We start from the raw sequence: 20,683 nt of genomic DNA, 5'->3' as shown, positions 1-20,683 counted from the left end.
CGCATTCGACGAAAGCGAGAGGCCACGCACAAGCGATACAGGTTTTGCTTGAAACGCTATTAGGCAGCGTAACAAAGCCTGATCTACAGAGCATCCCTAAGGCGCTGAAAGCTCAGCTGTTTGCGGCCTTGGGTTTGCGCATCTGGCGCAACATGGAGGTTGAATAGATCACCAGAGCCAGCCAAATCATCGGGAATGCGATCATGCGGGCGGTGCCAAAGGGCTCATCAAAGACAAAGACCGCAACCAGAAAAATCATCGTCGGGGCGATGTATTGCAACACCCCGATGGTCGACAAGCGCAGCAGTTTTGCACCATTGGCATAGATCATCAGCGGCACAGCGGTGACGAGGCCACAGCCGATCAACAGCAGGGTGTCACGGTCAAAATCGAGCGAAAAGTGCGATTGGCCGGTGGCCGTCAGATAGCCAAAATAGCCAAACGCGGGGAACAGCAGGATCAGCACCTCAAGCAGAAACCCCTGGTTCGGCCCGATCGGCAGGCTTTTCTTGGCGAGGGCATAAAACCCCCATGAGATTGTCAGCGCCAGTGCAACCCATGGCACCTGCCCCGCTTCGATGGCAATCACAAGGACCGCAAGCGCGGCGAGGACGATTGCAGCCATCTGTGCGCGGCTGGGCCGTTCGCCCAGGAAAACCGCCGCCAAAAACACGCTGAACAGCGGGTTAATGTAATACCCCAACGAGGCGGCCAGCGCGTTGCCCGATGCAATGGCATAAACGTAGATACCCCAGTTGACCGATATCAGGGCTGCGGTGACACAGGCCATGATCAGCATCCGCGGCGTGCGCAGCGCCTCGCGCAAAGCGTCGGTGCGGCGTAGAACAATCAACACTCCCGCCGCCACCGGCAGGGACCACAGAATGCGATGCACCACGACCTCGGCCGGGGAAACATGCGACAGCAATTTCATGTAGAGCGGCAGAAACCCCCACAACACATAAGCGGTCACAGCAAAGGCCAACCCTTGGGGCGTATCTTCGTTGGCCTTGGGCGGCAGGCTGTCTGGATTGCGCATGGGGGACTCCGTTTTTTCCCAAGGGGTAGGTCAAAGCGGCGTCCCCCGAAAGGGCTAGATTGTACCCGTTACACTTTCACCCGTTCGGATTTGGGATCATACATCGGCTTCAGGGACGCCTCGGCGGCGAAACGTGTTCCCATGACGTCGATTTCATAGCTTGAGGCCAGCACATCCGCCGCAGTTTCCCCTTTGCACGGGACATAGCCAAGGCCCATGGCCCCACCCAGCGCGTGACCATAGCCGCCCGATGACAGATACCCGACGATCTCGCCGTTTCTGACAATCGGTTCGTTGTGATAGAGCAATGGCGCGGGGTCGGAGAGTTTGAATTGAACCATACGGGCATTCAGGCCGGTCTCTTGTTTCTCAAGAACAGCCTCGCGGCCAATGAAGTTCGGCTTGTCCTTTTTCACCGCAAAGCCAAGCCCCGCTTCCATCACGTGATCCTCGGCGGTGATGTCATGGCCGAAATGGCGAAAGCCTTTTTCGATCCGACAGGTATCCATCATGTGCATCCCGCAGAGTTTAAGATCCATATCCTGCCCGGCCTCTGACAACATTTCGAAAACATGGCCGCACATGTCTGACGATATGTAAATTTCCCAACCCAGTTCCCCCACATAGGTGACACGGTGGGCACGGGCGATCCCCATGCCGATCTCGATCTCGTGTGCCGTGCCGAAAGGGTTTGTGGCGTTGGAAAAGTCATTGGGCGAAACACGGTTCAACAAGTCGCGCGAACGCGGTCCCATAATCGCCAGCACGCCCTCGCCGGCAGTCACATCGGTGATAACCACGTTGAAATTGCCCTTGTGGCGCATCATCCATGTCTGATCCGCCAGCCGCGTGGCCGCAGGGGTCACCACCAGATATGCAGTCTCGGACAGGCGGGTCACGGTCACATCCGCCTCGATCCCGCCGCGCGTGTTCAGAAACTGGGTGTAGACGATTTTGCCCACCGGCACGGAATAGTCGCCACCGCCGACATAGTTCAGAAAAGCCTCGGCGTCGGGCCCTTCGACGCGAATTTTGCCAAAAGAGGTCATATCATACATGCCGACGTTTTCCCGCACGGCCATATGTTCGGCGCGGACATTGTCAAAGAAGTTCTGGCGCTGCCAGCTGTAGCGGTATTCCTTTTCCTGCCCGTCCCGCGCGAACCAGTTGGCGCGCTCCCAGCCGGCAATCTCGCCCATCACCGCCCCCCGTTCGCTTAGGTGGTGATGGAACGGCGTGCGCCGGATACCGCGGGCCGTGGCCTTTTGGCGGTAGGGGAAGTGGTCGGCATAAAGCAGGCCCAGCGTTTCCTTTGAGCGTTCCGCGAGGTAGGTTTTGTTACCCTGAAACGGCTGCATACGGCCAATGTCCACATCGCCCAGATCAAAGGGTTTCTCGCCGTCCTGCATCCATTGGGCCAGTGCCATGCCTGCCCCCCCTGCGGATTGAATACCGATAGAGTTGAACCCCGCAGCAACCCAAACGTTATCCATCTCGGGCGCGAGGCCAAGGTGGTAGGCATCATCGGGGGTAAAACTTTCCGGGCCATTAAAGAAGGTGTGAATACCCGCCTCGGCCAGCATCGGCATACGGGCACAGGCATTTTCAAGGATCGGTTCGAAATGGTCAAAATCTTCTGGCAATTGGTCGAATTCGAAATCTGCCGGAATGCCGTCCAACGCCCAGGGTTTTGACACAGGTTCAAACGCCCCGAGCAACATCTTGCCGGCGTCTTCCTTGTAATAAGCGCATTCATCCGGCACCCGCAGAACCGGCAATTGTTGCAGGCCCGCAATGGCCTCGGTCACGATATAAAAATGCTCACAGGCTTGCAGCGGAACGTTGGTGTTCAACATCCGGCCAACCTCGTGACCCCACATGCCGCCACAGTTTACCACCATGTCACAAGTGATATGCCCGCTTTCCTCACCGCTTTGCCAGTCCACGCCAGTGATGCGGCGGCCCTCACGGGTGACACCGGTGGCCTTTGTGCGTTCAATCACCTTTGCCCCACCCTGCCGCGCGCCCTTTGCCAGCGCCAGCGCGATATTGGCCGGATCACCCTGCCCGTCTTTGTCGAGGTAGACCGCGCCGGTCACCCCTTCGATGTTCAGGTGTTCGTATTTCGCCAGCACCTCCTGCGGGCTGATCTCTTCGACATCAACGCCAAAAGCACGGGCCATGGCCGCCTGCCGATAGATTTCTTCGCGCCGCTCTTCGGTCAGAGCGACAGTGATTGAACCACAGCGTTTAAACCCTGTTGCGACACCTGTTTCGGCTTCCAGGCTGCCATAGAGTTCTTGGGAATACTTGGCCAATTTGGTCATGTTCGCCGTCGCACGCAGCTGGGCAATCAGACCTGCGGCATGCCATGTCGTGCCCGAGGTCAGTTGTTTGCGCTCAAGCAACACAACATCTTTCCAGCCCAGCTTGGTCAGGTGATAGGCGACAGAACACCCGATGACGCCGCCACCGATGATGACGACGCGGGCGTGAGACGGAACGTTGGACATCTTTGGTTTCCTCTAGATTATGGTGTGTCCCGCAGCCGTCAGACGGCGGGCAATTTCAGCGATATGCGCCGGAGAAACTTCACAGCATCCCCCGATGATGGTGGCCCCCTGATCAACCCAGCCCATCGCGTGATCGGCATAAGCTTCTGGGGTGAAATCACTGCGCCGGGTCAGCGCATCGACCGTTGGTTTGGCCTGTAAAAACCCTTCGGTGATCTGTTCGAATCCGTTTGCATAGGCCCCGAAGGGCAGGCCGGCCTGTGCCAGAATGTCCAGCGCCGCAGGGATCGCTTCGGGGGCCGAACAATTGACCAGCACCGCTGCGGCCCCGGATTTGACAGCACGCAGAACCGCAGACAGGGGCTCGCCCGAGCGCAGTTTGCTGCCGTCACGATCATCGACACTGACCGCCAGCCACACCGGTTTGCCCCCCTCCACCGCACCGCGCAGCACGCTTTCGGCATGGGTGACAGAGACCACGGTTTCACAGATCAGCATGTCACAGGACGGGCCGATGATGCGAGCAATCTCGCCATAGAGTGCGGCCCCGGTTTCGATGTCCGGATGCAGGTCAGGACGGTAAGACGCCGCAATTGGCCCAATGGCACCGGCAATACGCGCCGCGCCACTGTTGCGCACCTCGGCAATTGCCAGTGTCAGCAGTTCGGCAAAGCGCGCCTCGATCCCTGCATCAACCAGCCGATCACGGTGGATTGCATAGGTATTGGTGGTCGCAACCGTTGCCCCGGCGCGGGCGAAATCACGATGGACTTCACCGACCAGACCGGGGTGTTCGATCATCACCTGTGTGGACCAAAGCGGCGTCGGGCGGTCCCCTGCACGGTGAACCAATTCCTGCCCCATGCCGCCATCAAGTAGGGTGATTTTGCTCATGCGCGGATGCGCTCGTTTTCAGGGTCCCACAGGGGTTGATCCGGCTGCACTGTCGCTTTGCACATCTTGCCAAAGATGTTGATCTCAAGCTCGGTTCCCGGCGCTGCCAGATCGGCGCGGATCGTCCCAAGAGCGACCGATTTGCCAATCCGGTAGCCCCAGTCGCCGCTGGTGGTTTCCCCCACAACTTCGCCCTGATGCCAGACGGTCGACATATAGGGCGCGTCCTGCGCCCCGGCATCGACGGTCAATGTGACAAAGCGCTTTTTGATGCCCGCCTGTTTCTCGGCCTGCAAGGCCGCCTTGCCCGGGAAATCCTGCGGTTTGTCGAATTTGATGAACCGGTCCAGCCCCGCCTCAAGCAGGGAGTAATCCGTGGACAAATCCCCTTTCCACGCGCGATAGCCTTTTTCGATGCGCATGGAGTTCAGCGCGAACATGCCAAAGGGTTTCGCCCCTACCCCGACAACCGCGTCATAAAGGGCCGGCATATCGGCGTTGGCCGCGTGAATTTCCCACCCAAGTTCTCCAGCAAAGGACACCCGCGCCAAGGCGCATTCTTTCCCTGCCACTTTGGCCGGTTGGATCGACAGCCAGGAGGCGGCAAGATCGGCGTCGGTATCCAACGCCTCAAACAAAGCGCGTGATTTCGGGCCGGTAACGATCAACGTGTCAAATTCGGTTGTATGATCCGTCAAGCTAAGCCCCTGCGGCAGGTTCTTTTGCAGCAGTTCAAAGTCATGCCACTGTGCCAAGGCGGCGGTGATCAGGGTGAACTGGTCCTCGCCATGGCGCATAACCGACATCTCGGTCAGGAGACGGCCACGGCTGTCCGAGAAATAGGCAAGGTTCATGCGGCCCACCTTGGGCAGTGCCCCCGCAACCCTGCCGCGCAGCCATTCGGCGGCCCCTTCTCCGGTCAGGTTGAAACGCGAGAAACCCGGCAGGTCCAGCACGCCAACGCCGTCGCGCACCGCTTCGACTTCTTCCTGCACGCGGATCGCCCAAGGACCTGCACGGTCCCATGTCTGTGTTGATTCCTCGGAGGTGTCATCGCCCTCCAGTGCGAACCAATTGGCGCGTTCCCAGCCGTTAAAGGCTCCCATTTGCCCGCCCGCAGCAAGAATGCGGTCATGTACCGGCGACAGTTTCCTGTCACGCCCCGCAGGCCATGCGTGATGCGGGAAGTGCATGGCATATTCGTGCCCGTAGGTCTCAAGCGCCTTGGCCAGACAATGATCATGGTCGGTGTAATCCGTGTAGCGGCGCGGATCGACGGCCCACATGTCCAGCTCGGTTTCGCCATGCATGATCCATTCCGACAGCACCTTGCCGGCACCGCCGCCCTGCGCGATCCCAAAGGTAAAGCTGTGCCCTTCGAAGGCATTCTTGACGCCGGGCATCGGGCCAACCATCGGCAGGCCGTCGGGCGCATAGGGGATCGGGCCGTTGATGTTTCGCCCCACACCTGCGGTACCAAGGATCGGCATCCGCGCCATGGCGTCCTCAATGTAATATTCCAACCGCTCCAGATCATCGGGATAAAGCTGGAAACTGAAATCCTCGGGCATCGGATCGTCGGGCGTGACCCACGCCGCCTTACAATTGCGCTCGTAAGGGCCAAGGTTCAGCCCGTTCTTGTCCTGACGCAGATAGTAAGACGTATCGACATCCCGCACCAGCGGGACCTTGTGGCCTTTTTCCTTGGTCCATGCTTCCAGCTCTGCGATTGGCTCGGTCAGGAAATACTGGTGTGACATCACAACCATCGGCACGGTACGCCCACCAAAGGGTTTGAACATCTCACCCACCCGCTGGGCATAATAGCCGGCACAGTTGGCAACGTATTCGCAGCGGATGTCACCCTTGTCTGTCTTTACGATCCATTCATCGCCGTCACGCTCAATGCCGGTAACCGGGCAGAACCGTTCGATCCTTCCGCCTGCGTCACGCGCGCCTTTGGCCAACGCCTGTGTCAGCTGGGCCGGGTCGATGTCACCATCCAACGGATCCCAAAGGCCGCCGGCAAGGTCATGGGTTTCAAGGAACGGATGCATTTCCTTGAGTTCAGCAGGCGAGAGAATACCCATATCAAGCCCCTGATAGCGCCCCATGGATGCGACGCGCTCGAACTCCTGCATACGTTCCTTGGAATGGCCCAGACGCAGCGATCCGGTGACGTGGTAATTCATCGGATAGTCAACATCGTCAGCCAATGTGCGGTACATCGCCAGCGAATCCCGCTGCATGTTCATCACAGCCCAGGATCCGGCGAAATTCGGGCAATTGCCCGCAGCGTGCCATGTGGAACCGGCAGTCAGTTCGTTTTTCTCCAGCAGAACGCAGTCTGTCCAGCCCGCCTTGGCCAGATGATACAGGGTCGAGGTGCCGACGACACCGCCGCCAATGATGACGACGCGGGCAGTTGTTGGGAAATCAGCCATGGGAATGCTCCGTTATTGATCGTGTTGCGGCAGGTCGTCCGCGATGTCGTAATAGTCACCCTTGTCAGCGACAAAGATGTGTTTCTCGGTGGCAATGCCGGTGGCACCATCCAGCGTGCCGGACATCACAGAGGTGGCCCCGCCATCATCTGCGTGACGCCAGAACAGGGATGATCCGCAGCGGGTGCAGAACCCGCGCTGTGCCTTGGGCGAGGACTGATACCAGCCCAAAGTGTCCTCTGCAGTGATCCGAAGCTGGTCAGGCCCGACTTGGGTGGCGGAAACATAGTGGCCGCTGGTCTTGCGGCACTGCACACAGTGGCACGCGACCGAATTGCGCAGGCGGCCGGTCAGTTCGAATGTGACGCCGCCGCAGAGGCAGCTTCCTTTCACCATGTTAGGCACTCCGTTGTTGGGGCCGGTAGAAGCCGGCGGTGTGGAGACATATTTTTCAATGCGCGTTCAATAGACTGGCGGGGCAATCACCCAGATCGCGACGGCCGGCTCGGCAAAGGGATTTGCCCAACGGAAGGCCTCGCCACGAATGCGAAAGCTGTCGCCGGGATTGATCAGATGGGTCACGCCGGCGATTTCGACCTCAAGCTGGCCGGACAGCACATATCCGACTTCTTGGGTGGGGCGTGTCACCGGTTCTTTGATGCGGCTGTGCGGGGCAAAGGTGGAATGCACCATTTCAAAATCATCGGTCAGATCAGGGGACAGAAGTTCCTCGACCAATCCTGCGACCTGCGACCCAATCGTCCGGCGCGCCCCACGTCGCACCACATAGCCCGCCTCATGCGCAGGGGCGGCGGCATGGCGGAACAACATGGAGACCGACACCTCAAGCTTGGCGGCGATGTCGCGCAGATCGGTAATCGAAGGCTCCGAGATGTCGCGTTCGACCTGGCTGAGCCAGCCCACCGAACGGCCCAGCATATCCGCCAGATCGGCCAGCGTCAGGCCGCGGGATTTGCGCAGGGCGCGCAGGTCAGCGCCAAGCGTATCCGGTGTGTCAGGCAAACTGTGCTGCATCGCAACCCCGTGAAAAATCATCCGTGAATTTCACGTAACAACAGGTTCGTGAAAAAATCCAGAATTATTTCACAAGGTGCGCGTTTTTTGGTGGCGGCTATTTCACCTGAGAAAATACCGCGCGCAGCATGTCCGCCAATGCATCGGCGTCATCTGAGCCGAAGGCGTCCGGCTGATTGCTGTCGATGTCAAACACAGCAAGCAGCCGGCCCGCCCCGTCGAATACCGGCAGCACCAGTTCCGACCGGGTGGACGAGGCACAGGCGATGTGACCGGGAAAAGCATCCACATCTGCAACCAGCTGGACCTCGCCTGTGCGCGCCGCAGCGCCGCAAACCCCGCGTGAGAACGGGATCACCAGACAGCCATGGCCGCCCTGATACGGTCCGATCTTGAGCAGTTCAGGCGCAACCACACGGTAAAACCCGGTCCAATCGAAACGGTTGTCGGCGTGATGCACTTCGCACGCCACCGTTGCCATAAGCGCCACAGCATCGGTTTCACCCTCGGTCAGGGAGCGGATCGAGTTGGCAAGACTTGGGTAATCCACTTTCATCGGAGGGTTCCCTGTGGCTGAGTGCGGACAGTATTTAAGGCCAAAAAGAGAAGCTAGACGCGTTCAATCGCGATGGCCGTCCCTTCGCCGCCGCCGATGCAGATCGCTGCGACGCCGCGTTTCAAACCGCGTTTTTCCAATGCATTCAGCAAGGTAACCATGATGCGGGTACCGGATGCGCCGATCGGGTGGCCCAGCGCGCAAGCCCCGCCGTTGACGTTGACGATGGCGTGATCCAGCCCCATTTCATGCATGAAGGCCATGGGGACAACCGCAAAGGCCTCGTTCACTTCCCATAGATCGACGTCGTCTTTACGCCAGCCGATTTGGTCCAACAGCTTTTGCGCAGCAGGCACAGGGGCCGTGGTGAACAGGCCCGGGGCCTGTGCGTGGCTGGCGTGGCCAAGGATGCGGGCGCGGATGTTGAGGCCTTGCGCGTTTGCGGCTTCTTCAGAGGCGAGGACCAGAGCGGCGGCACCATCGGAAATCGACGATGAATTCGCCGCCGTCACAGTGCCGCCTTCGCGGAAGGCCGGTTTCAACTGTGGAATTTTGTCAGGCCGGGCATTGGCCGGTTGTTCATCGGTGTTCACCGTTATGCTGCCCTTGCGGGTTTTCAATTCAACGCTGGCAATCTCGTCGGCAAAGGCACCGCTTTCTTGTGCCTCAAGGGCGCGAGAAAGGGAGGCCAATGCATAGTCATCCTGTTTTTCGCGGGTGAACTGAAATGTTTCGGCGCAATCTTCGGCGAAGGTGCCCATCAGGCGGCCCTTGTCATAGGCATCTTCCAATCCGTCGAGAAACATGTGATCCACCACGGCCGCGTGGCCCAAACGCGCCCCGCCGCGCATTTTTGGCAGGACGTAGGGGGCGTTGCTCATGCTTTCCATGCCGCCGGCCACCATCACATCAGTGTGACCCAACGCAATCTGGTCGAACCCGATCATCGCCGCTTTCATGCCAGAACCACACATTTTGTTCAGCGTTGTTGCGGGCACATCTTCGCCCAGACCCGCGGCGAACCCAGCCTGGCGAGCCGGTGCCTGCCCCTGTCCGGCGGGCAGAACACAGCCCATCAGCACCTCTTGCACTGTCGTGGTCTTGGCATTGTCCAATGCCGCCTTGATCGCATGGCCGCCAAGCGCAGAAGCGCTGAGCCCTTCGAATGCGCCCTGAAAGCCCCCCATCGGTGTGCGGGCGGCCCCGGCAATAACGACGTTCTTCATTTCGCTCTCCTTTGGTGCATTTGCTCATCAGTTGGTAAGATTTTGAGCTTAGGTCTGTTGCTATGGAGCAGGTATGCGGGATTTTTCCATGGAACTACAGATCAAATCAGAAGCAGGAGTTTGCATCGTCAGCGTGTGTGAAACCCGGATTGATGCCGCCAGCGCACTGGATTTCAAAGAAGCCGTCCGGCAAGGCACGCAGGATGCGCCCGCCGAGGTGGTGATGGACCTGACACAGGTCAGCTTTATTGATTCAAGTGGGCTGGGCGCGATTGTCGCAACGATGAAACATCTTGCCCCCGACCGGCGGTTGATTCTGGCGGGGCTGACCCCGCCGGTGGAAAAAGTGTTCCGCCTGACGCGAATGGATTCGGTTTTCCGGATACATCTGACCCTTGAAGAAGCCCTGCGTGCGCAGTGTGAGTGATGCCTCGCATATGTCACCGGACGTTACGACAGCCGGTTTTTTGCCCCCTTTCGAAGTGCGAGTCATCTGTGGCCCGCTTGCGGTGCGCAGGGCCTTGGATATGGTTTTTGACCGGCTGACACCGCTGGCGCTTGACGTTGAAGAGAAAAGCACCGTCGAGTTGGTGCTGGCAGAGGCCTTGAATAACATTGTGGAACACGCCTATCCGCCCCCCGACACAACCGGCCCGATTCAGGTATCCATTCGGCATTGCAAGGACGGGTTACATGTGCGGCTGCGCGACCGGGGACGTGCGATGCCAGATGACAAACGGCAAAGCGGCAAGCCTGATCCCTGTGAAATTGACCTCGCCGACCTGCCCGAAGGTGGCTTTGGCTGGTTCCTGATTCAGGATCTGTCCAGAGATGTGGAATATGCCCGCATCGATGGGCAGAACCACCTAAGCCTGCGGATCGCCGTGGCATTCCGGCAGTAATTTCGCCCTTATCATCTGCGCAGCCCCGTAATGCAGTGTTGCATTGCGCCGCCGCCAGTGAGGCGGCCAAGCTTGAGCCTGATACCTCTGGTATTACTAATTTCCGAAGAACGCGGAGCATCGCCGAATATGGGAGTTCCACCTCTAAGGCGTCACGCCTTTAACCTGAGCAATCATATGTCGCTTTTCGCGTTCGCCCAAAGGGAAAGGCAGCAAACAAGCGCTTCATGTTTAAGGCGGGACGTTCTAAAGACAGGCGCGATAGCGAAAATTTTCGCCAAATTGCCGGTGCCGCAATACTGCCGTGAACTGTCCCGAAATTGCCCTGATCAGATCATAAAGAGGCCACGCTCAACTGAGATATCTGTGTCTGTAGCTGCATATGGCTTCCCTTGGTACCGCGTTTAATAGCCCCCACCCAGTACGCGGTGCCAAGGATCTTCCTTTCCCAGAAAAATTGATTCCAAGAATTCCCGCGAAAGGCCACCCGCGCCTTTGGGACTGGCACAATAATGCGCCGTGAAACGCGTCACACCCAGACACGCAAGAAGTGAACTTTCCGACGTGTCGTGTGATCATCTTGAACTCAGGCGCTGGTCGAAAGCATGTTTGGCACCCGACCTTAGGGTCAGGAACCTGGGGCATTCGGATGGGAAATGTCTCTGGTGAAACGTCGAATGCTTTAAAGCGTCCCGCCCTTAACCAGAGCCATCATATATCCCTTCTCGCGTTCGACCGAAGGGAGAGGCAGCGAACTAGCGACTCATGTTTAAGGCGGGACGCTCTAGTTCAGCTGGAAATGCAGCGGATAGGCACCATCGGTGAAAGGGCCGAACAGATCCGGGATGTCGGGATGTTCAACCGGTTCGCCAGAGTAATCCGCAACCAGGTTTTGCTCTGATACATAAGCCACATAATAGCTTTGATCGTTTTCGGCCAAAAGATGGTAAAATGGCTGATCCTTGACCGGACGGCTTTCCTCGGGGATCGCCTCGTACCATTCATCTGTATTGGAAAACTCGGGATCAACGTCAAAAATCACCCCGCGAAAAGGGTGTTTCTTGTGCCTGACGATCTGGCCCAGATGATATTTTGCGCGTGTGCGTAGCATAACTTGCAGCCCCTACCTTTCGTTAGTAACGGGTTCAAGGGGCTTTTGTCCAATCACCTGCTACAATTTAAAGGAAACAAACTGTTGACCCTCATTTTCACCGTGCTGGAAATTGTCGCACCTGTGTTCCTTTTGGCTGGTATCGGGTTCGGCTGGGTCAAACTGGGATTTGAATACCGGCTGGAGTTTGTGACCCGATTGGCGATGACGCTGGCAGTCCCCTGTTTGATCTTCACAGCACTGGTCAACACCACACTTGATCCGGCGGCGCTGACCACGCTGACCTTGGCCAGTCTGGTGTCCTATGCGGCGGTTTCAGCCACGGTTCTGCTGCTGACGCGGGCTTTTCGCCTGAACCAAAGCACCTTTGCCGCACCGCTGATTTTTGGCAACACCGGAAACCTTGGCCTGCCCTTGGCCCTGTTCGCCTTTGGCGAGGTTGGGTTGGAATATGCCGTGGTTGTTTTCGCGGTTATGGCCATTCTTTCATTCACCTTCGGCATCTGGCTGGTCGCCGGCGCGGGGTCTTTTGGCAAAGTTTTGAAAGAACCGCTGGTCTGGGCAACCGTCGCGGGTGCGGTGTTCCTGTGGCAAGGCTGGCATCTGCCGCGGTTCGTCGACAATACGATGGGGTTGATTGGTCAGATGGCGATTCCGCTGATGTTGATTACCCTTGGCGTTGCGGTGGCCCGTCTGTCGCCCAGCGGCATTGGCCGCGCGGTTGTTCTGTCAGCGATCAAATTAGTGATCTGTGTCGGCTGCGCATGGCTAGCCGCCGATTTCTTTGCGCTGGAAAATGCCGCTTTCGGTATCCTTGTTTTGCAGATTGCCACACCCGTTGCGGTGACATCCTATATGCTGGCAGCGAAATACGGGGCGGATGCCGATGCGGTTGCCGGGCTTGTTGTTGTGTCGACCCTAATGTCGATCGGCGCCTTGCCGCTGCTTTTGGCCGTATTGTTGTGAAAATTGTGATGTCACGCGGCTGAAAAATCGGCTAAACTGGTGCAAAACATAAAAGACGAAAAGCGAGAGGCAAATGAGCAGAACCCTTCGCGCCCTGATACTTGTGTTGCTGGTTGGATCCTGCGGCGGTGGACAGTCGTCTGCGCCGCATAATCTGGACAATGCCTGCAGCCTTCTCAGAGAGCGCCCACAGTACCTGAGAGCGTTCCGTAAAGTGGAACGCAAATGGGGCGTCCCGATGCATGTGATGATGGCGACGATCCATCAGGAAAGCAAATTCGTGGCTGACGCGCGCACGCCGTTTCGCTATGTTGCGGGGGTGATCCCGATGGGGCGTCAGTCCAGCGCTTACGGCTATTCACAGGCCTTAGATGCAACATGGGATGAATACCGCGAAGACCAGAACCGCTGGTCGGCCAAGCGGAACCGGATCAAGGACGCCACGGATTTCATGGGCTGGTATATGAACCAGACACGGGATCGTAACGGTGTGTCGCTGTCTGATGCCCGCAACCAGTATCTGGCCTATCACGAGGGGCATACCGGGTTCCGCAAACAGACCTATAACCGCAAGTCTTGGTTGGTCGGGGTCGCGGGCAAAGTTGATGCCCGCTCGCAGATGTATCGCGCGCAATTGGCCGGCTGCCGCCTGCGCTAGAGCGTCCCGAGTAAAACTTGCACCCCTTGTTCGCGGCCTCTCCCTCTGGTCGAACGCGGCAAGGGATGCGTGACATCTCTCGTTAAACGCGAAAAGCTTTAGCGGTTGGCCGTGCTGCCCGGACTGCCGACGTTGAACAGGCGGTTGGGCAGGGTGCCGCCCTTTTGCAGGTCCCCCAGAATTACGGTGGTCTGCGACCCGTTGCCGTCGTTGATCACCCATTGGCGCAGCTCAACCGGGTTGGCGGTGAATTTCAACTGGATGTTGCCGTATTGCGGGTTCTCGGGGTCTTGTGCCTTGACCACTGTTGCGGTGCCATCAAAGCTGTGGCCGGTCACCATATTTGCCTTACCCAGATCAACCTTACGGGCCAGAATGATCGACAAGGGCGTGCGCGCCAAAGGGTAGGTTTCAGCGGGCTGGTTCGACTTCTTGTCAAAGATCACAACCGTGTTGCTGCCAGCGATAACCAATGCGGTTTCGGGCGGGTTATACTCGAACCGTACCTTACCGGGCCTTTTGATATAAATGGTGCCGGTGCTGATCGACCCGTCGTCATTGATCTGGGTGAACTCCCCTTTGGCGGTCTGCAACTTGTTAAGATAAGCCGAGATATCATTAAGCGGCAGCTTTTGCGCCGCAGCCACAAGCGGCAGTGCAAGGGCCATCCCAATAGAAAGAACGGCGGTTGAGAGAATACGCATAGTGTTCACCTGTTTGTCTGTGTTGCATCAGACATAGGGCGTCAGGCGCTGTTATGCGATATCACAAGGCGGCTTATTGCTTATGACGGTCGGTTTTTCAAAGCGTTCAGGCCGGAAGCTTCAGTTTCATCACTTGCTTGCGCAAAAGCTGAGCCTCTTTCACCTCCTTCTTCATTTCTTTCCAGACCTTTTTCAGCATCCCCTGCGCTTTGGCGGTGCCATCCTTTGCGCCGGTCACTTCGGTGATCCAGGAGAAGATCATCCGCAGGACGCTTTGAAACGTGCCGATCACAGAAAAGACCGTACCAAGAATATCCAGCTCTTGGATCAGGTTGGTGATAAAGACGAATATCTGGATCAGCATCCGCACATACCGCGCAAACAACTTTTTCAAGGCCACGATAACCGCTTTGGGGTCTGCCGCTTTCTTGATAACCGCGATGATCCTTTTGCCCAGTAGCAGCGTCGCTTTCAACAGGATGGGTATGGCCGTAATCATGGCCTCAACCGTTTGCCCGGCACGCACCACCTTGTCGACAACGGATTTCCCGACAGTTGCTGCCAGTTCCTTGGCCACAGTCACAACCTGCCGGATGAAGGATACCATTGATCGCAAATGCGAAGAGACTTTTTTGAAAACCACTTTCCAAAGTTTGTGCAAGCGTTCCTGAAATTTCTCCGTCGCCTCCATGTACTTTCTGGTCGGATCATCGGCTTCAGCCATGTGAATTTCCTTTCAAGGCAGCCAGCCGGATCTTGAATATGCTGCACGATACCGGGGCGAAATGCCGCCCATATCGCAGTAAATGCAGAAAAATTCGGCCGTCTGGCAAATGGGATTATGCTTAAATATTGTGCTAATCAGCCCGGGAAATAGGGGCCAGCAAGGCGATGCTACACGATCTGGCGCGGATCGGTCCAGAAATTTGCAAATTTTCGCGCCGGTGAACAACAACGGCGCAATCGCCGACCCAACGAAAAACACCGCCGGGCATATAAACCCGGCGGTGATTGGTGTGCTAACAGGTCGTAAAGAGGTAAGCCTTAGCCCTGTTCCGGCACGAGTATTTCGCGTTTGCCCACGTGGTTGGCCGGAGACACAAGACCTTGGTCTTCCATCTGTTCAACCAGCCGCGCAGCTTTGTTGTATCCAATCGCCAGTTTGCGCTGGATATAGGAGGTCGAGCATTTGCGATCTTTGATCACAATCGCAACCGCAGTGTCATAAAGCGCATCTTCGCTGTCGGTGTTGCCACCCAGCCCCAGCACCGCATCAATGCTGGCCTCGTTATCATCGCTGGGTCCGTCAACAACCCCACCGACATAGTCCGGTTCACCAAACTGTTTGAGGTGGTTAACGATTTCCTCAACCTCTTCATCACTGACAAACGGGCCGTGACAGCGGGTGATTTTCGCGCCCCCCGCCATATACAACATGTCACCCATGCCCAACAGTTGCTCGGCACCCATTTCACCCAGAATGGTACGGCTGTCGATTTTCGATGTGACCTGAAACGATATCCGTGTGGGGAAGTTCGCCTTGATGGTACCGGTGATCACGTCCACCGATGGACGCTGTGTTGCCATGATCAGGTGAATACCCGAGGCCCGCGCCATCTGTGCCAGACGCTGAATGCAGGCTTCGATCTCTTTGCCCGCAACCATCATCAGATCGGCCATTTCGTCAACAATCACGACGATATAGGGCAGCGCCTCTGGTGTGTTCTCTTCCGTCTCGAAAATCGGTTCGCCGGTATCCTCGTCAAATCCGGTCTGCACCGTGCGGCTGAACATCTCGCCCTTGTCCAAGGCATCACGCACCCGACCATTATAGCCTTCGATGTTGCGCACGCCCATCTTGGACATCTTACGATAGCGCTCTTCCATCTCGCCAACGGTCCATTTCAGGGCCACAACCGCCTTTTTCGGGTCGGTCACAACAGGCGAGAGCAGATGCGGAATCCCGTCATAAACCGACAGTTCCAACATTTTGGGGTCGATCATGATCAGGCGGCATTCCTGTGGCGTCAGCTTGTATAGCAGCGACAGGATCATCGTGTTAATGGCCACGGATTTACCAGACCCGGTCGTACCGGCAATCAGCAGGTGCGGCATCTTGGCAAGGTTGGCAACCACAGGGTCGCCGCCAATATCCTTGCCCAGTGCCAACGGCAAACGCATGTTGCTGTCGCCAAAATCACGCGCCGCAAGAATCTCGCGCAGAACAACTTTTTCGCGGTTCTCGTTGGGCAATTCGATGCCAATCACACTGCGGCCCGGTACGGTAGACACACGGGCCGACAGCGCAGCCATCGAACGCGCGATGTCATCCGCCAGACCGATGACGCGGCTGGCCTTAAGGCCCGGGGCCGGCTCAAGTTCATACATCGTGACCACAGGACCGGGGCGCACGGCGACGATTTCGCCCTTCACGCCATAGTCATCCAGCACGCTTTCCAACATCCGGGCGTTTTCTTCCAATGCCTCATCGGACAGGTGAAGGCGCTGCACCTCTTCGGGGTTTTCCAACAGGTTCAGCGGTGGCAGCTCGAAACCCGGATGGGTATCGTCAAAGCTCAGCGCGGGCTGCGCCTCTGCGATGGCCTGTTTGGACGGCGGTGTTGGTTTGCGGACCGGTTGCTGAACAACCTTGCGCGGCTCTGCCACCGGAATCGGGGGCACTGCAGGGGCCGGTGCCTCCTGAAGCGGCAAGGGTTCTACCACAGGCTCGACAACCTCGACCTCTTGCTGCGCTGCGGGCATAGGGGCCACGGGAATCGGCGCGGAGGGGGCAACCGTGCTGATCGACAGGCGCGGCTCGGCTTGGGCGGCTGGCGCGGTCAAGGGCGGTTCTGGTGGCAATTGTGTGCGCGGGGTTGTGTCCAGCAACAATGCGTCCGGTCCGCGACCGCGCCCTTTGGTCAGCGGGGCAGTAACCGGCGTATGCACAGCCGTTGCGGTCCGCACGCGGTTCTTGATCACACTCGCGATTTTGGACTTGATACGGTCCTCGCCCGGGGCCTCGTCAACAACCGCCTCGCTATAGGTTTCAACCAGTTCCGGTTCCGGCATCGGCTCAGGGCGTTTGATCAGCCCGGGCATACGTGCCAGCAAACCGGTCTTGGCCTCTGGTGTTTCATCCGCATAAACCGCCTCGGCGGCTACTTCGGGGGCCGGAGGTGCAGAGAACGCCGGCTGGTTGGCCTGCCATTCGGCAAGCTCCTCGGCTTCGATCCGGCGCTGTTCGCGGCGCTCTGACTGGCGCGCCTGCATGTTTTGTGCCGCATGGATGGCACCGCTGGCCCCGCGCCCGATCAGGTTCATGAACATCGCATAAGCCATGATCACCCCCACCAGCATGAAACGCGCCAGACGTTGCAATTCAACCTTGGTAAAGCCCAGAACAAATGCCCCAAGTGCAAGGATGCCGATCCCCATCAGCAGCGACATCAGCTTGACCGTAAAGGTCGAGCCGATCGGCAGGATCGTCAGGATCGCCCCCATCACAGTATCGCCAAACAGCCCGCCCAAACCGAAACTATGGGTTTGCAACCATTCCGGCCCCGGGGCCAGCGTAGCGGCATAGATGGCACCCAAGGCCACCGCAATCGGAGCAAAGATCAACCGACCGACCGCGCGGTCCTGCCCCCAATGCAGAGCGAACCGTGCGCCCCAGAAAATTAGAACAATCGCCACGCCCCATGCGCCCCAGCCCACAATCATGAACAACGGTGCCGCAATCGACGCCCCGATCCGGCCCATCCAGTTTTGCACCGGTGCATCGGTGGAGACCATCCAGTTCGGATCGTCGGGCGTATAGCTAAGGATCATCATGGCGGACATGACGCCAAACAGGATCAGCACCAGCCCCAGCAATTCCTTGCCACGTTTCTCGATGGCTTCGGCCATGTTGCTGTCCAGCAATGGGTCGCGTCCGCGTGTCTGATAGGCCATGCTTCGTTCCTCGTTCTTAGTCGGCATAGAGACAATCGCGGATCAATTTCAGCCCGCGTTCTGTCTCGTCCTTGGGCGCGACAAGCGCCACCCGAATATACTTGTTACCGGGGTTCTCCCCGTTGGTGTCCTGGGCCAGATAGCCCCCCGGCAGCACCTTGACGCCGGTTTCACGCCACAGTTTCACCGCGGCGGCCTCGTCATTCTCCACCGGCAACCATAGGAAAAATCCCGCCTCGGGGCTGGCATATCCGGCGACGTTGCCAAAGATGCGGTCGGCAATGTCGAATTTCTCCTGATAAAGTGCGCGGCTTTCGATCACATGGGCCTCGTCATTCCACACGGCGGCGGCGGCCTGCTGCAAGGGCAGCGGCAAAGGCGCACCGGCATAATTCCGCAACTGTTTGATCTCGCGCATTGTGTCCGGACCAGAGGCGGCAAAGCCCGAGCGCAGCCCCGGCAGATTTGATCGTTTGCTCAGCGAATGGAACATGACGATGCGGTTGCGGTCGGTGCCCAATTCGTCCGCCACCTGCATTGCACCGACGGGCGGTGTATCGCGGTAAATCTCGGAATAACATTCGTCGGCAAAAATCTTGAAATCGTATTTTTCCGCCAGCGCTATCAACTGCGTCCAATAGGCCCGGTCCGCCACCGCGCCCTGCGGGTTGGCCGGTGAACAGATATAGGCCGCCGTGGTGCGTTTCAGCGTTTCTTCGGGGACCGCGCTGAAATCCGGCAAGTGGCCGGTTTCAAGGGTCGCGTTCACCATGACCGGATCAGAGGCACCGGAAATCGCGCCAATCATATAGACTTGGTAAAACGGGTTCGGCATCAGGATCGCCGGCTTCTGCCCGTTTTTGGTTTCAGGGCAAATTGCAACAACCGCGTTGTACAGCCCTTCGCGCGTGCCGTTCAGCGCCATCACTTCGGTTTCGCCGTCCATGTCGATACCATAACGCCGCTTGATCCAGCCGGCGATGGCCGCTTTGAGTTCGGGAGAGCCGTCATTGGGCGGATAGCGGTTAAATCCGGCGGCATTTTCTGTGATCACATCGGTGACCCAAGCCGGAAACGCATGTTTCGGCTCGCCTATGGTCATCTGGATCAGGGGTCCGCCACCTTCATGCACGTCCAAAAGGGCGCGCAGGCGCGGCCACACGTGAGCCGGAAGGTTCGAAAACCGCTCGGGATAAAACATCTACAACTGCCTCGGTTCGGGATCATTGGCGCCCCGTTACGGTCAAAGTACCGAAGCCCCCCCGCCCCGTCCAGAAAAACCGGACCGCCAACAGGGGGTTGTGGCATTTAGGCCAATGTCAGCGCAGCGCCTCTTCGATCGCCGCGCCCAGTCTGAGCAGTAATTCTTCCATATTTGGTGGGCAGGATACCATCAAACCACAAGAAGCCGTGTCTGTGGGCAGGGTGAGGCTGCTTAGCCCCATCAGGTTGCCAATTCGCGTGTTGCGCAGGGCCAACAGGTTTTCGGAAAGATAATAGTCGTGATCGGCCTCAAGCCTTGCCAAATTCGGCGGCAGCGATGGGGCGCTTGGGGTCAGGACCGCGTCAAACCCGGCCACCGCCGCGTCATATCCGGCCCGCAGGGCATCCAGCTTTGCACAGGCCGCGATATAGTCGGCACCTGAATGCCCGCCACCCAGACGAAACCGTTCCAGAATTTCGTGATACATGGCACCGGGGTTCGCTTCGATCACCTCACGCCACAACCCATAAGCCTCTGTTGTGTATAGACAACCTGAAAGCTCCATCGCTTCGGCAACCTCGGGCACTGTAACGGTGGTGATGCGCGCACCTGCCACGCGCAATTGATCCAATGCCGCCTCGAACGCGGCGCGCGGGGCATCGCGCAAATCGTCCATCGCAACGGTCTCAAGCACCGCGAAATGCCGCCCTTCCAACCCGGCGTGACGTAAATCTGCCGCTGCCCCTCCTTCAAGCGCAGCAAGCAGCAGACCGGCATCCTCAACCGATCGGCACAGCGGCCCGATCGTATCAAACTTCATCGCCAAAGGCACAACCCCCTCAAGTGTCAGGCGGCCCGATGTGGTTTTCAACCCGACCAGATCGTTCCACGCCGCTGGAATGCGCACGGAGCCACCGGTGTCAGACCCAATCGCCGCCGCCGCCAGATTGAACGCGACCGACGCCGCGGCACCCGATGATGATCCGCCCGAAACCGCCTCGGCATCATTCACACAAGGCGGTGTGGCGGTGCTGGGATTATGCCCCAGACCGGAAAAGGCCAGTTCGCTCATGTGGGTCTTGCCCAGACAGACCAGACCGGCAGCGGTGGCATTGACCAGCACAACCGCATCCCTATCCGGCACCCGCCCCGCCAACAGCTTCGACCCCGCTTCTGTTACGGTTCCTGCGCTATCAAAGAGGTCTTTCCATGACACAGGGACACCATCCAGGAGGGACAGGCGGTGGCCGGAGGACGCGCGTTCTGCCGCGGCTGCGGCCTCTGCCAATGCCCGTTCGGCGGTGACCCGTGCATAGATACGATCGCGTAAGGGATGAGCGTCAATTGCGTCCAGATAGGTCTGAGTCAGGGCCACCGGATCAATTTCGCCCGCGCCAATTCCGCGACCCAAATCCGCCGCCGTCATTGTCAGCCAATCCTGCATGGCACATCCCCTTTTTGTTGTGTTTGACGCGAA

At 58.2% G+C, this 20,683-nt stretch carries 18 protein-coding genes; 4 read left to right on the top strand and 14 right to left on the bottom strand.

Features of this window, described 5'->3' with window-relative positions; translation table 11 throughout:
* Window positions 1–112: 112 nt before the first annotated feature.
* From rarD to HKX44_RS12930, 8 genes are all read right to left on the bottom strand, one after another.
* A complete protein-coding gene (rarD, locus tag HKX44_RS12965) occupies window positions 113–1,039 on the bottom strand; it encodes an EamA family transporter RarD (RefSeq protein WP_276151746.1) in 927 nt (308 codons plus the stop codon).
* Between the two features lie 68 nt (window positions 1,040–1,107).
* The gene (locus HKX44_RS12960) at window positions 1,108–3,552 is read right to left on the bottom strand and encodes an FAD-dependent oxidoreductase (protein ID WP_276151745.1); all 2,445 of its coding nucleotides are present in this window, start codon (window positions 3,550–3,552) and stop codon (window positions 1,108–1,110) included.
* A 12-nt stretch (window positions 3,553–3,564) separates the two neighbouring features.
* Window positions 3,565–4,446 (bottom strand): homocysteine S-methyltransferase family protein, encoded by an 882-nt coding sequence (locus HKX44_RS12955; RefSeq protein WP_276151744.1) that lies wholly within the window; start codon window positions 4,444–4,446, stop codon window positions 3,565–3,567.
* Window positions 4,443–6,890, bottom strand: coding sequence for an FAD-dependent oxidoreductase (locus HKX44_RS12950; protein WP_276151743.1), 2,448 nt, complete (start codon window positions 6,888–6,890; stop codon window positions 4,443–4,445). Before HKX44_RS12950 ends, HKX44_RS12955 begins: the two co-directional genes overlap by 4 nt.
* Window positions 6,891–6,902: 12 nt before the next feature.
* A complete protein-coding gene (locus tag HKX44_RS12945; protein WP_276151742.1) occupies window positions 6,903–7,286 on the bottom strand; it encodes a GFA family protein in 384 nt (127 codons plus the stop codon).
* 66 nt (window positions 7,287–7,352) lie between these two features.
* Window positions 7,353–7,925, bottom strand: coding sequence for an XRE family transcriptional regulator (locus HKX44_RS12940; protein ID WP_276151741.1), 573 nt, complete (start codon window positions 7,923–7,925; stop codon window positions 7,353–7,355).
* 97 nt (window positions 7,926–8,022) lie between these two features.
* A complete protein-coding gene (locus HKX44_RS12935) occupies window positions 8,023–8,481 on the bottom strand; it encodes a GAF domain-containing protein (RefSeq protein ID WP_276151740.1) in 459 nt (152 codons plus the stop codon).
* 53 nt (window positions 8,482–8,534) lie between these two features.
* Entirely contained in the window at window positions 8,535–9,707 is a 1,173-nt protein-coding gene (locus HKX44_RS12930) for an acetyl-CoA C-acyltransferase (protein ID WP_276151739.1), read from the bottom strand.
* A gap of 88 nt (window positions 9,708–9,795) precedes the next feature.
* On the opposite strand from HKX44_RS12930, the gene HKX44_RS12925 reads away from it, so the two are divergent.
* Both HKX44_RS12925 and HKX44_RS12920 read left to right on the top strand, forming a co-directional pair.
* Window positions 9,796–10,134, top strand: coding sequence for an STAS domain-containing protein (locus tag HKX44_RS12925; protein WP_276151913.1), 339 nt, complete (start codon window positions 9,796–9,798; stop codon window positions 10,132–10,134).
* On the top strand, window positions 10,118–10,609 hold the full coding sequence (locus tag HKX44_RS12920; RefSeq protein ID WP_276153227.1) for an ATP-binding protein: 492 nt from the start codon (window positions 10,118–10,120) through the stop codon (window positions 10,607–10,609). The genes HKX44_RS12925 and HKX44_RS12920 overlap by 17 nt, the downstream gene beginning before the upstream one ends.
* Window positions 10,610–11,393: 784 nt before the next feature.
* Here HKX44_RS12920 and hspQ read toward each other — a convergent pair.
* Window positions 11,394–11,720 (bottom strand): heat shock protein HspQ, encoded by a 327-nt coding sequence (hspQ, locus tag HKX44_RS12915; RefSeq protein ID WP_276151737.1) that lies wholly within the window; start codon window positions 11,718–11,720, stop codon window positions 11,394–11,396.
* An 84-nt stretch (window positions 11,721–11,804) separates the two neighbouring features.
* Here hspQ and HKX44_RS12910 point away from each other — a divergent pair, with 84 nt between their 5' ends.
* Window positions 11,805–12,686: an AEC family transporter gene (locus HKX44_RS12910; RefSeq protein WP_276151736.1), complete on the top strand. Its 882-nt coding sequence runs from the start codon at window positions 11,805–11,807 to the stop codon at window positions 12,684–12,686.
* A 73-nt stretch (window positions 12,687–12,759) separates the two neighbouring features.
* Window positions 12,760–13,344 (top strand): transglycosylase SLT domain-containing protein, encoded by a 585-nt coding sequence (locus tag HKX44_RS12905; protein WP_276151735.1) that lies wholly within the window; start codon window positions 12,760–12,762, stop codon window positions 13,342–13,344.
* A 98-nt stretch (window positions 13,345–13,442) separates the two neighbouring features.
* Here the strand turns inward: HKX44_RS12905 and HKX44_RS12900 are convergent, their stop codons facing one another.
* From HKX44_RS12900 to HKX44_RS12880, 5 genes are all read right to left on the bottom strand, one after another.
* Complete coding sequence (locus HKX44_RS12900; protein ID WP_276151734.1) at window positions 13,443–14,048, bottom strand: outer membrane lipoprotein carrier protein LolA; 606 nt, start codon at window positions 14,046–14,048, stop codon at window positions 13,443–13,445.
* A gap of 106 nt (window positions 14,049–14,154) precedes the next feature.
* Window positions 14,155–14,772 carry a hypothetical protein gene (locus tag HKX44_RS12895; protein ID WP_276151733.1) on the bottom strand — a complete coding sequence of 206 codons (618 nt, stop codon included), beginning with the start codon at window positions 14,770–14,772 and terminating at the stop codon, window positions 14,155–14,157.
* Between the two features lie 320 nt (window positions 14,773–15,092).
* A complete protein-coding gene (locus HKX44_RS12890; RefSeq protein ID WP_276151732.1) occupies window positions 15,093–18,002 on the bottom strand; it encodes a DNA translocase FtsK in 2,910 nt (969 codons plus the stop codon).
* 16 nt (window positions 18,003–18,018) lie between these two features.
* Complete coding sequence (locus HKX44_RS12885; protein ID WP_276151731.1) at window positions 18,019–19,203, bottom strand: aminotransferase class I/II-fold pyridoxal phosphate-dependent enzyme; 1,185 nt, start codon at window positions 19,201–19,203, stop codon at window positions 18,019–18,021.
* Between the two features lie 118 nt (window positions 19,204–19,321).
* Window positions 19,322–20,650 (bottom strand): amidase family protein, encoded by a 1,329-nt coding sequence (locus HKX44_RS12880; RefSeq protein ID WP_276151730.1) that lies wholly within the window; start codon window positions 20,648–20,650, stop codon window positions 19,322–19,324.
* Window positions 20,651–20,683 lie beyond the last annotated feature (33 nt).

It is taken from the genome of Sulfitobacter sp. M05, assembly GCF_029285175.1.
In the GTDB taxonomy this organism is placed as follows: domain Bacteria; phylum Pseudomonadota; class Alphaproteobacteria; order Rhodobacterales; family Rhodobacteraceae; genus Sulfitobacter.
The sequence above is the reverse complement of the archived record's forward strand: the minus strand, read 5'-3'. Positions and strand labels throughout refer to the sequence as shown.

Coding starts and splice junctions, on each gene's coding strand:
- rarD (WP_276151746.1), bottom strand. CDS start 1,039: ATGCGCAATCCAGACAGCCTGCCGCCCAAGGCCAACGAAGATACGCCC.
- HKX44_RS12960 (WP_276151745.1), bottom strand. CDS start 3,552: ATGTCCAACGTTCCGTCTCACGCCCGCGTCGTCATCATCGGTGGCGGC.
- HKX44_RS12955 (WP_276151744.1), bottom strand. CDS start 4,446: ATGAGCAAAATCACCCTACTTGATGGCGGCATGGGGCAGGAATTGGTT.
- HKX44_RS12950 (WP_276151743.1), bottom strand. CDS start 6,890: ATGGCTGATTTCCCAACAACTGCCCGCGTCGTCATCATTGGCGGCGGT.
- HKX44_RS12945 (WP_276151742.1), bottom strand. CDS start 7,286: ATGGTGAAAGGAAGCTGCCTCTGCGGCGGCGTCACATTCGAACTGACC.
- HKX44_RS12940 (WP_276151741.1), bottom strand. CDS start 7,925: ATGCAGCACAGTTTGCCTGACACACCGGATACGCTTGGCGCTGACCTG.
- HKX44_RS12935 (WP_276151740.1), bottom strand. CDS start 8,481: ATGAAAGTGGATTACCCAAGTCTTGCCAACTCGATCCGCTCCCTGACC.
- HKX44_RS12930 (WP_276151739.1), bottom strand. CDS start 9,707: ATGAAGAACGTCGTTATTGCCGGGGCCGCCCGCACACCGATGGGGGGC.
- HKX44_RS12925 (WP_276151913.1), top strand. CDS start 9,796: ATGGAACTACAGATCAAATCAGAAGCAGGAGTTTGCATCGTCAGCGTG.
- hspQ (WP_276151737.1), bottom strand. CDS start 11,720: ATGCTACGCACACGCGCAAAATATCATCTGGGCCAGATCGTCAGGCAC.
- HKX44_RS12905 (WP_276151735.1), top strand. CDS start 12,760: ATGAGCAGAACCCTTCGCGCCCTGATACTTGTGTTGCTGGTTGGATCC.
- HKX44_RS12900 (WP_276151734.1), bottom strand. CDS start 14,048: ATGCGTATTCTCTCAACCGCCGTTCTTTCTATTGGGATGGCCCTTGCA.
- HKX44_RS12895 (WP_276151733.1), bottom strand. CDS start 14,772: ATGGCTGAAGCCGATGATCCGACCAGAAAGTACATGGAGGCGACGGAG.
- HKX44_RS12890 (WP_276151732.1), bottom strand. CDS start 18,002: ATGGCCTATCAGACACGCGGACGCGACCCATTGCTGGACAGCAACATG.
- HKX44_RS12885 (WP_276151731.1), bottom strand. CDS start 19,203: ATGTTTTATCCCGAGCGGTTTTCGAACCTTCCGGCTCACGTGTGGCCG.
- HKX44_RS12880 (WP_276151730.1), bottom strand. CDS start 20,650: ATGCAGGATTGGCTGACAATGACGGCGGCGGATTTGGGTCGCGGAATT.